This window comes from Pseudoalteromonas sp. RB2-MNA-CIBAN-0110 (assembly GCF_040309305.1).
GTDB classification, from domain to species: domain Bacteria; phylum Pseudomonadota; class Gammaproteobacteria; order Enterobacterales; family Alteromonadaceae; genus Pseudoalteromonas; species Pseudoalteromonas arctica.
Map to the genome: position 1 here is coordinate 1 of NZ_JBEOOQ010000270.1, position 248 is coordinate 248.

Annotated in this window: 1 protein-coding gene; it reads left to right on the top strand. The window is 35.5% G+C overall.

Annotation, left to right across the window (positions count from 1 at the left end; all coding sequences use genetic code 11):
- The coding region (gene tssK / locus AAEY68_RS21450) for a type VI secretion system baseplate subunit TssK (RefSeq protein ID WP_350586871.1) at positions 1-248 on the top strand (248 nt) is incomplete at both ends.

A 248-nucleotide genomic window follows, 5' to 3' on the forward strand; every position in this document is an offset into this window, starting at 1 on the left:
TCTTTAAGTCATGTAATTGAGCAAACTGCTACGGAAATAAAGTTAGAGCAAAGCAAGTTTGGTATTTCTTTTGGTGCGCTCAAAGACAAATCAGTACTTAGCTCAGGTCAATTTGTATTGGCTATTAAAGCCAGTGTTCCTCACGAGGAGCTTCGTAAGATATTACCTTCTCAAATTAAAATTGGTAGTGTTGAGACAATCCGAGATTTAGTAAATAATCAAATCCCAGGTATTACAATCAGTAACTT